The following is an 11,620-nucleotide window of genomic DNA, read 5'->3' on the forward strand; positions in this document are numbered from 1 at the left end:
AGACTCATTTTGATTGAGAGAGTATTTGAAAGGGGGGTATGATGATATGTACAAAACAAAGAAGCAACATAAATACATATCTACACTGTTGCATTACACCTTATAAAAGAAAACTCTATCTAAATAATTCAAAAATTCTAACAGATTTAAAGTTTTCTTAAGTATTACATCTTCTTACTTTAACTTAAAAAATACTTCTTGTTGAAAGTTGCATGCCCTTTGCCAAAAAAATCATCCAGTAACTAATTCTCTGTCAGATAAAATGCTTTTAATATTCAAAACACACAAAACCCATCAGTTAAAGCTTACAACGACTGATCGACATTAGAATCTAAATGTGTCCTTTTTATGTCAATTTAACATATTTCCCAGTTTTCTCATTTAGATCTCATTATAGGAAGCACATGAAAAACGAAAACAAAAGACTCAAAACGTTCCCGCTTCAAGCGATTATCCCCAACCCTAAATTCCATTGGGGAGATTCAGTAGCGCTGAAATGTGGTTTTTTTATGTTTTGTATGTGTTTTTAAATTTTTTTCATTGGAGAGTTTGTCATGAAAAAATTGTATGCCACACGAACAGCGAGTAATATGAAATCTTCTCGTTTTTCTTTTGTTAATGTTTCTTTGCTGGCTGCAATGACTGCGTTTTTATCGAGTGTTTTCCCTGTTTTTGCGGGAAATTTCGATTTAATAGAACAAGTTCTTCAAAGCATGAGGAATGCGACGGCAGTTTATTCTCAAGCAAATGATAGAAGTATTGTTTCTGCTTATGACAGTCATAACAGTGATGTGGATCTCTTTGACAATCCCAGTGTACCAAAGGCAAGATATTTAGCCGCACTGAATAGACTAGGGACGCTTTCTGCTACGGACAGTGACTATGCAAATTTTCTAACAAAAATGCTTTTAAGTAAAAATGGTGCAGATGCAAATATTATTGATGTATCTGATGCTTCGCGGAGCGGTGTGATCAGGGAAGATTTCAGGATATCAGCCCTAGGCACTAATAATACTATTCTTGGCAATTCTGAGAGCATCACTTTCATGGACAGTGATCGTGTACCGGCAGGACAATTGTACGCTGTTTCTTTAGGTGACAAGTCGGTAGCATCAGGTAAGAATAGCATTTCTATAGGCCAATTGACTCAATCTTTGGGTAATAGCAGTGCCGCAATAGATTCCGCATTTAATGATAGTAACGGGTATAATAACGAGAAAGATAAAGAGAGTGTTTATACAATTGCAAAGGATGATTATTCACTAGTTATAGGTGCTACTTCTAAGGCTCTGGCGCATGGTGCAACTGTTCTTGGTTATCGCTCATATGGACTAGGTGACAGGTCTACTTCAATAGGATATTATTCGGAGGCAAGGACAGCGGGAAGTGTTGCTCTAGGGGCTTATTCTTTGTCTGATGTTGTTGCTGGGGTTGCAGGTTATTCTCCTCTTTTGAAGAAGAATGCGACAGATACTAGTCTCGCATGGAAAAGTACGCAAGGTGCTGTAAGTGTTGGTAGTTCTGATGAGAACATAACGAGGCAAATTATAAGAGTTGCTGCTGGTACTCAAGATACGGATGCAGTAAATGTTGCGCAGTTGAAATCGTTACAAGACTACGTAGACAAAGGTTGGAAACTCCTTGTTGGTGGTATGGATTATACAGCTGTTAGTGTAGACAAGACAGTAGATTTTTCCGCTGGAAGTAGCAACCTAAATATTACAAAAGATGAAGACGACAATAAGCTAAAATTCGATTTAGCTGAAGATATTACGTTGAGCAGTGCAAAAGTTGGAGAAGATACCTTAGACGCAACAGACTTAATAATTGCCAATAGCCCAGAAATAACGACTACTGGTATTGATGCTGCAAATAAAAAGATTACAAATGTAGCCACGGGCACTCAAGATACCGATATAGTGAATTTTACACTGCTAAAGGCAGCACAAGAAACAGCGGTTATAAAAGGTTTACAAATTAACACTACTGGCAAAGACTTTGCAGATGCTACGGCTGCTGCAGAAAATTCGGTTGCTCTTGGTAGCAAGGCCAGCGTTGATAAACTCTCCAGCGGTTCGCTTGCTCTTGGTGTTGGCGCATCTGTAAAGGATTATAAATTCAAGGATTATAAATCCAATAAGGATTCTGTATTAGGTTCGCTAAATGGAATTGCCTTAGGTGCAGGTGCATCTGTATCTGGTGCTCATGGTGTTGCTATTGGCGCTGGCGCAAAATCTGAGGGTGCATTTGCGTCTGTTCCTAGACAGGAAGACCTGATCGACGCTGGTGGTGTTGCTATTGGTGTTTCTACAGAATCCGTGGCAGATTCGATTGCTATTGGTAGCCGCGCACGAGCTTTAGGATATGCTTCGATTGCTTTGGGTTTAGATGCAAAGGTTGAAAGAGAAGTTGGAGAAAAAGCCGGCAGAGAAAGAATCATCTCAAATGCGATTGCTTTTGGTTATCGAGCACAAGTATCAGTTTATAATGGTATTGCTCTGGGAAGTTATTCTGTAGCTGATGTTGAATCTGGTAGTATGGGTTATGATCCTAGACTTAGAAAGGGCTTAGATATACAGAACAACACATGGATAGCCGGTTTGGGTGCACTCAGTATTGGTGATATTCGGTCTGGAAATACCAGGAAGATTGTAGGTGTTGCTGCTGGCTCGGAGGACACTGATGCAGTGAATGTTGCGCAGTTAAAAGCTCTACAAGAATCTGAAGCCCTAAGTTGGGAACTCTCTGTTAATGGTGCAAATGCGACGATTGTTAATTCAATCAACTCAATGGATTTGGTAACTGGAAGTAGCAACCTAAATATTACAAAAGGCGATAATGACAATAAGGTAAAATTTGATTTAGCTCAGAATGTTATAGTTAATAGTGTAGAAGTCGGGAAGGGTACCTTAGATGCAAAAGGATTGAAAATCGATGGGATTGTTTTAGATGAGACAGGTTTACACCTCAATGAGGGCCTCCAGATAACGACTACAGGTATTAATGCTGCAAGTAGTAAGATTACAAATGTGGAAAATGGCACTGACGATAACGATGCGGTGAATTTTTCTCAGCTAAAGGAAATAAAACAACAAATAGCATCCAGTAGTTTTGTTAAACAAAATACCGAGACCAAGCATATCACGATTGGTGCGGAAGCAGAAGGTGATAAAATTGATATTACCAACAAAGATAAAGAGAATCGTACCCTTACAGGCATAAAGGCTGGTGCACTCTCTGCAACTTCCACAGAAGCGGTAACGGGTTCACAACTTTTTGATACAAATAATAAGTTTGCTACCTATTTTGGTGGTGGCACTAGATATGAGAATGGCACATGGACGCCTCCTACATTCAAGGTTACTACAATCAAGGAAGATGGGGGTTCTGAAGATAAGGATTATTCTGATATAGCTTCTGTTTTTGCAGGTGTAGGTAGCTCTTTCACAAATGTGAGTAGTTCTATCACGAAGGCTAAAGATGAGATTAGCAAAAAGATTGATAATGTGATTACCGATGTAAAAGGTAATAGTCTTGTTAAGAAAGAAGACACAACGAATCGTATCACCATTGGTAAAGAAGTAGAAGGCAGTGAAATCAATATCGCGAACAAGAGTGGCGCAGATCGAACTCTTTCTGGTGTGAAGGAAGCGACACAAAACAATGAAGCTGTTAACAAGGGTCAGTTTGATAAAGGCTTGAAAGATTTTTCGAACAGTCTTCAGTCTGATGATTCAGCTGTTGTTCATTACGATAAGAAAAAAAGTGAAAACGATACCATTGATTACACGAGCGTGACTTTAGGAAAAGGCAATGGTTCTACAGCTGTAGGTCTCCATAATGTTGCTGATGGTAATATTTCCAAGGGTTCACGTGATGCGATCACTGGTGGTCAGATTGATAAAATATCTCAGGATGTTGCGAAATACCTAGGTGGAGATGCAGCCTTTACGAATGGTGCATTTACGGGTCCTATCTATAAATTATCTAAGGTTGATACAGATGGTAATGTGAAAAACACTGACTTTAACGATGTTGGTACAGCTTTTGAGGAGCTTGATACAAGCATCAAGAATGTGAATCAGCGTATTAAGGAAGTATCTCAAGGTGTTGCGCAAGATTCTTTATCGTGGAGCAAGGATGATGGTGCATTTGTTGCAAAACACGGAGATGGATCAGAAAGAACAAATAGCAAAATTAGGTATCTTGCGGCTGGTGAACTTTCAGAGAGCTCAACGGATGCGGTAACTGGCTCGCAGCTTTATTCTACGAACCAGAAGGTGGATACTGTAACTAGTAATCTACAAACAGCAGCAACGAATATAGCCAAATCCTTTGGAGGTGGCACTAAATATGAGAATGGTACATGGACGCCTCCTACATTCAAGGTTACTACAATCAAGGAAGATGGGAGTTCTGAAGAGAAAGCTTATAATAATGTATCTGATGCTTTGGTTGGAGTTGGTTCTTCTTTCACGAATGTACAAGATAAATTTACCTCTGAGATAACCACCCAGATTAATAATGCGATTACCGATGTGAAAGGTGATAGTCTTGTTAAGAAAGATAAAGCAACGAATCTTATCACTATTGGTAAAGAAATAGATGGCGATAAAATTGATATTACCAACAAAAATAAAGAGAATCGTACCCTTACAGGCATAAAGGATGGCGCACTCTCAGCGAGTTCAACGGATGCGGTGAATGGTTCGCAGCTTTTTGAAACGAACAGTAACGTTACTAAGAATACTACCGACCTAGCACAAGCTAACAACTATATTTTTAGGAATGCTGCTGACATAGTACAGGTTAAGACTGATATATGGTCTCTTGATACGAATATATCACAATATTTAGGTGGTGGTGCCGATGTATTGGTAGGTAAGGCACCGACTTTTACTGTTAAGGGCGCAACGTATCGTGATGTTGGTTCCGCTTTTGCCGGAATTGATAAAAATGCTTTGTTGTGGGATGATTCTGAAGGATCTTTTGTTGCAAAGCACGGAGAAAAAGGGAAAGAAACAAGCAGCAAAATTAAGTATCTTGCGGCTGGTGATCTCTCAGCGAGTTCAACGGATGCGGTGAATGGTTCGCAGCTTTTTGAGACAAATGATAAATTTGCTACCTATTTTGGTGGTGGCACTAAATATGAGAATGGTACATGGACGTCTCCTACATTCAAGGTTACTACAATCAAGGAAGATGGGAATTCTGAAGATAAGGATTATTCTGATATAGCTTCTGTTTTTGCAGATGTAGGTACCTCTTTCACAAATGTGAATAGTTCTATCACGAAGGTTAAAGATGAGATTAGTAAAAAGATTGATAATGCGATTACCGATGTAAAAGGTAATAGTCTTGTTAAGAAAGATAAAGTCACGAATCTTATCACCATTGGTAAAGAAGTAGAAGGTGATAAAATTGATATTACCAACAAAGATAAAAATCAGCGTACACTTACTGGTGTAAAGGATGGTGCACTCTCTGCAACTTCCACAGAAGCGGTAACGGGTTCACAACTTTTTAAAACTAATAATGATGTTACAGAGGCTAAGAGTAATATTACTAAGAACACTACTGACATAGCAAAAGCCAACAGTAATATATCGTCTATTAATAAGAATATATCACAATATTTAGGTGGTGGTGCCGATGTGCTTGAAGGTAAGAAGCCTAGTTATACTGTTCAAGATACCACGTATGATAATGTTACCAGTGCTTTTGCTGGTGTGGACAGTTCTATTACGAAAATTCACAATGAAATTGCTAAAAAAGTTGATCGAAATGCTTTGTTGTGGGATGATTCTGAAGGATCCTTTGTTGCACAACACGGAGATGGATCAGAAAGAACAAATAGCAAAATTAAGTATCTTGCGGCTGGTGATCTCTCAGAGAGCTCAACGGATGCGGTAACGGGTTCACAGCTTTATTCTACGAACCAGAAGGTTGATACTGTAACTAGTAATCTACAAACAGCAGCCACGAATATAGCCAAATCCTTTGGTGGTGGCACTAAATATGAGGATGGTACATGGACGCCTCCTACATTCAAGGTTACTACAATCAAGGAAGATGGGAATTCTGAAAGTAAGGATTATCCTGATATAGCTTCTGTTTTTGCAGATGTAGGTACCTCTTTCACAAATGTGAATAGTTCTATCACGAAGGCTAAAAATGAAATTAGCAAAGAGATTAATAATGCGATTACCGATGTAAAAGGTGATAGTCTTGTTAAGAAAGAAGGCACAACGAATCGCATCACCATTGGTAAAGAAGTAGAAGGCAGTGAAATCAATATCGCGAACAATAGTGGCGCAGATCGAACTCTTTCTGGTGTGAAGGAAGCGACACAAAACAATGAAGCTGTTAACAAGGGTCAGTTTGATAAAGGCTTGAAAGATTTTTCGAACAGTCTTCAGTCTGATGATTCAGCTGTTGTTCATTACGATAAGAAAAAAAATGAAAACGATACCATTGATTACACGAGCGTGACTTTAGGAAAAGGTAATGGTTCTACAGCTGTAGGTCTCCATAATGTTGCTGATGGTAATATTTCCAAGGGTTCACGTGATGCGATCACTGGTGGTCAGATTGATAAAATATCTCAGGATGTTGCGAAATACCTAGGTGGAGATGCAGCCTTTACGAATGGTGCATTTACGGGTCCTATCTATAAATTATCTAAGGTTGATATAGATGGTAATGTGGAAAATGCTACCTTTAACGATGTTGGTACAGCTTTTGATGGACTTGATACAAGTATCAAGAATGTGAATCAGCGTATTAAGGAAGTATCTCAAGGTGTTGCGCAAGATTCTTTATCGTGGAGCAAGAATGATAGTGCATTTGTTGCACAACACGGAGATGGATCAGAAAGAACAAATAGCAAAATTAAGTATCTTGCGGCTGGTGAACTTTCAGAGAGCTCAACGGATGCGGTAACTGGCTCGCAGCTTTTTGAAACGAACAGTAACGTTACTAAGAATACTACCGACCTAGCACAAGCTAACAACGATATTTTTAGGAATGCTGCTGACATAGTGCACGTTAAGACTGATATATGGTCTCTTGGTACAAATATATCACAATATTTAGGTGGTGGTGCCGATGTGCTTCAAGATAAGAAGCCTAGTTATACTGTTCAAGGTACGGAATATAATGATGTTGGTTCTGCTTTTGCCGGTGTGAGTAGTTCTATTACAGATGTTCATAATGAGATTAAAACTGAAATTAACAAAGTTATAAGTGACAGTCTTGTTAAGCAGGATGAAAAGACGCATGTTATCAATATTGGTAAAGAAGTAGAAGGCAGTGAAATCAATATTGCAAACAATGAAGGTGCAGAACGGACTCTTTCTGGTGTGAAGGAAGCGACACAAAATAATGAAGCCGTTAATAAAGGTCAACTTGATAAAAGTTTAAAGGATCTCTCTGCAAATATTCAGTCTGGTGATTCTGCAGTTGTTCTCTATGATAAAAAAGAAGGTGACAATGGAGAGACTGATTACACGAGTGTGACTTTTGGGAAAGGCAAAGGTTCTGCCCCTGTCGGTTTGCATAATGTAGCGGATGGGAATATTGCGAGTGGTTCACATGATGCAGTCAATGGTGGTCAGATTAATACAATTTCTCAGGATGTTGCGAAATTCTTAGGTGGTGAAGCAGCCTTTAGCAATGGTGTATTTACAGCTCCGACTTATAAAATTTCTAATATTACTGACGATGGTACGGTAACGGATAAATCCCATAACGATGTTGATTCAGCCTTTGCTGGTCTTGATGCGAGTGTCAAGAATGTGAATACTCATCTAACGAATGAGGTCAAAAAGTTTGATGAAAAAATCACTAATATTGCTCAACACGTCAAAGGCGATGCTTTATTGTGGAGCAAGTCTGACAATGCCTTTATAGCGCTTCATGGGGAAGAAGACAAAAAGACTAACAGCAAGATTAAGTTTCTTGCAAATGGAGATATAACTGATGGCTCTACGGATGCGGTCACAGGTGGTCAGCTTCATACCTTGGGTACTGGGGTTGCTTCAACTTTAGGCGGTAGCGCTAGCTATGAGAATGGTATATGGACAGCTCCTACTTTCAAAGTTAAGATCGTTAATGAAGCTGGTACTGAGGTTGAGGATAAAGATTATAGCAGTGTTGCAGCTGCCTTTGAGGGTATTGGTACATCTTTTGCGAATCTTCATAAAGAGGTTACTGAAAGCAATACAGAGGTTACTGAGCAGATTAAGCAGAATGCGTTGTTGTGGAGTGATGCTGACAATGCCTTTGTAGCGCTTCATGAGAAAGATGGAGCAAAAGTAAATGGCAAGATTACGCACCTTCAGGCTGGTGAACTCTCTGCAATTTCCACAGAAGCAGTAAATGGTTCGCAGCTTTATTCGCTTAATGAGACACTTGCGAAGTATTTTGGTGGCGGAGCTGGCTATGATGCGGAAGGAAATTGGCAAGCTCCTAGTTTTATAGTTAAGACAGTTAAGGAAGGTGGTGAGTCTAAAGAAACGAGCTATACGAATGTATCTGAAGCTTTGACTGGAGTAGGTAGTTCTATCACGAATGTTAAAAATGAGCTAACCGCCCAGATTAATAATGAGATTAGTAGTGTGAAAGACGAGAATCTTGTTAAGCAAGATAAAACGACGCATCTCATCAACCTTGGTAAGGAAGTAGAAGGCAGTGAAATCAATATCACGAACAAGAATGGTATAGATCGAATTCTTTCTGGTGTGAAGGCGGCTGAGAATGATAATGAGGCTGTTAACAAAGGTCAGCTTGATAAAAGTTTAGCGGAACTTTCTGCAAATATTCAGTCTGATGATTCTGCAGTTGTTCTTTACGATAAGAAAGAAGATGGAGAAACCAATTATACGAGTGTGACTTTTGGGAAAGGAAATGATTCCGCCCCCGTTGGTTTGCATAATGTGGCGGACGGTCAGATTGCGAGTGGTTCACATGATGCAGTCAATGGTGGTCAGATTGATAAAATCTCTCAAGATGTTGCGCAGTATTTAGGTGGAGATGCAGGTTTTAAGGATGGTGCGTTTACAGGTCTAACCTATAAATTATCTGAGGTTGATGCAGATGGTCAGGTATTAGATAAATCTTTCAATGATGTTGGTTCTGCTTTTACTGGTCTTGATATGAATATCAAGAATGTGAATAGTAATCTAACGAATAAGTTCAACGAACTTAATCAAAGCATAACGAATATTACTGAAGAAGTTAAAGGTGATGCCTTATTGTGGGACAAGGAAGAAGAAGCATTTGTTGTCAAACATGGCAAGGATGGTGCAAAGACGAATAGCAAGATTACGCACCTTGCAGATGGCAATATTGCTTCTGGCTCTACGGAAGCAGTCACGGGTGGTCAACTTTATTCGTTGAAGAGCACGCTTGCGAAGTATTTTGATGGCGGAGCTGGCTATGATGCGGAAGGAAATTGGCAAGCTCCCAGTTTTATAGTTAAGACAGTTAAGGAAGGTGGTGAGTCTGAAGAGACGAGCTATACGAGTGTGGCTGAAGCCTTGACTGGAGTAGGTAGTTCTATCACGAATGTTAAAAATGAGCTAACCACCCAGATCAATAATGAGATTAACAATGTAGTGTCTGAAAGCCTTGTTAAGCAAGATACGGATACACATGTTATCGCGATTGGTGCTGAAAAGAACGGTACTAAAGTTACTCTTGCAAACATTGATGGGGCTGCACGGACTCTCACAGGGGTAAGAACAGGAGCGCTTTCAGCGAATTCAACGGATGCGGTGAATGGTTCGCAGCTTTATTCTCTTAATAAGACGCTTGCGACGTATTTTGGTGGTGATGCTGGATATGAGGATGGAGAATGGAAAGCTCCTAGCTTTATAGTGAAGATTTTTGGTACTGATGGCACAGAAGATGAGAAAAGCTACGATAATGTAGCGGAAGCTTTTGCAGGTGTTAATACTGCCTTCACGAATATTAAAAATGAGGTGAACAATAAAATTAACAATGTAGTGGCTGATAGTCTTGTTAAGCAAGATGCTGACACAAAGATTATCAAGATTGGTGGTGAAAAAAGCGGCACTAAAGTTACTCTTGCAAACGTTGATGCTGCTGCACGGACTCTCACAGGTGTAAAAGCAGGAGCACTTTCAGAATTGTCAACGGATGCGGTTAATGGTTCTCAAGTTTATTTTCTGAATCAGACGCTTGCTGCTTATTTTGGAGGTGGTGCAGGATATAATGATGGTAAATGGACAGGTCCAACATTCAATGTTGTACACTTCAAGGAAGATGGTACAGCGGATGACAAGAAGCATGGGTACAACAGTGTAGCAGAGGCATTTGATGGCGTTAGTGGCAGTATGTTGAATATCAACGATCGCATTCGTGGTGTTGAAAAGAATGTTGCCTCGAATGGTTTAAATTGGAATAAGGCAGAGGGGGCTTATGACGGTCGTCATAATGAAGAAGACAGTAAGATTACGCATGTAGCGGATGGTAAAGTAGAAGAAGGCTCTAAGGAAGTTGTGAATGGAGGACAGCTTTGGGAGACGAATAAGAAGGTTACAGCAGTTGAGGATAAGGTAAATACTATTGATAAAAAGGTGCAAGGTGTAGCCGTTGCTGCGGATGGTGCTGTTAAGTATGATAAGGATAGTGATGGAAAGAAAAAGAACAGGATCACGTTAGTTGGTGGAGATGAAAGTGCACCGGTATTGATAGATAATGTTGGAGATGGCACAATTGAGACAGGTTCTAAGGAAGCAGTTAATGGCGGTCAATTACATGATTATACTGAACAGCAGATGAAGATAGTTCTTGATGATGCGAATAAGTACACGGATGAACGTTTAACGAATGCTATGGGTAATGTTCTGAATGATGTAACAGCTTACACTGATATGAAGTTTGAAGCGTTGAGTTATGGTATTGAAGATGTCCGGAAGGAGGCAAGACAAGCAGCGGCTATTGGTTTGGCTGTATCTAATTTACGTTACAATGATACACCTGGAAAGTTAAGTGTTGCATTTGGTACAGGTGTCTGGCTTAGTCAATCGGCCTTTGCTATTGGAGCTGGTTATACGTCTGAAGATGGAAATGTTCGTTCTAATTTATCTGTAACGAGTGCTGGAGGTCAGTGGGGTGTGGGTGTAGGAATAAGTTTAACGCTAAATTAACAATAAAAACAAAATATTTTAATGAATTCCTCCGCTTACACTTGCTTTAATTAAGCAGTGGCAAAATATTCCTCGGTCAAAATCATAAATATACAACTACCTTAAAGATAAGTACTCTGACAAAACTTAAAGATTTACGAAAGCCTTTTAGTGTAGGTGTAATAAAATTGCATCACCACTTACATTAAATAGCCTTCGAATGCTAAAAAGTTTTATTTTTCTTGCTATTTTATTTGATAGGCCCTAAAAATACAAAAGGGTATATTAGTAAGACTCATTTTGATTGAGAGAGTATTTGAAAGGGGGGTATGATGATATGTACAAAACAAAGAAGCAACATAAATACATATCTACACTGTTGCATTACACCTTATAAAAGAAAACTCTATCTAAATAATTCAAAAATTCTAACAGATTTAAAGTTTTCTTAAGTATTACATCTTCTT

The 11,620-nt window shown here is 39.3% G+C and carries 1 protein-coding gene; it reads left to right on the forward strand.

Going from position 1 to position 11,620, the window contains the following annotated elements:
* The first annotated feature begins 554 nt into the window (after positions 1–554).
* A complete protein-coding gene (locus tag V4P57_RS00450; RefSeq protein ID WP_455466257.1) occupies positions 555–11,174 on the forward strand; it encodes a Vomp family autotransporter in 10,620 nt (3,539 codons plus the stop codon).
* Positions 11,175–11,620: the final 446 nt, after the last annotated feature.

It is taken from the genome of Bartonella sp. B39 (assembly GCF_053795145.1).

Excerpts from the sequence above, each read along its gene's own strand:
- V4P57_RS00450 (WP_455466257.1), top strand. The coding sequence starts at position 555 with ATGAAAAAATTGTATGCCACACGAACAGCGAGTAATATGAAATCTTCT.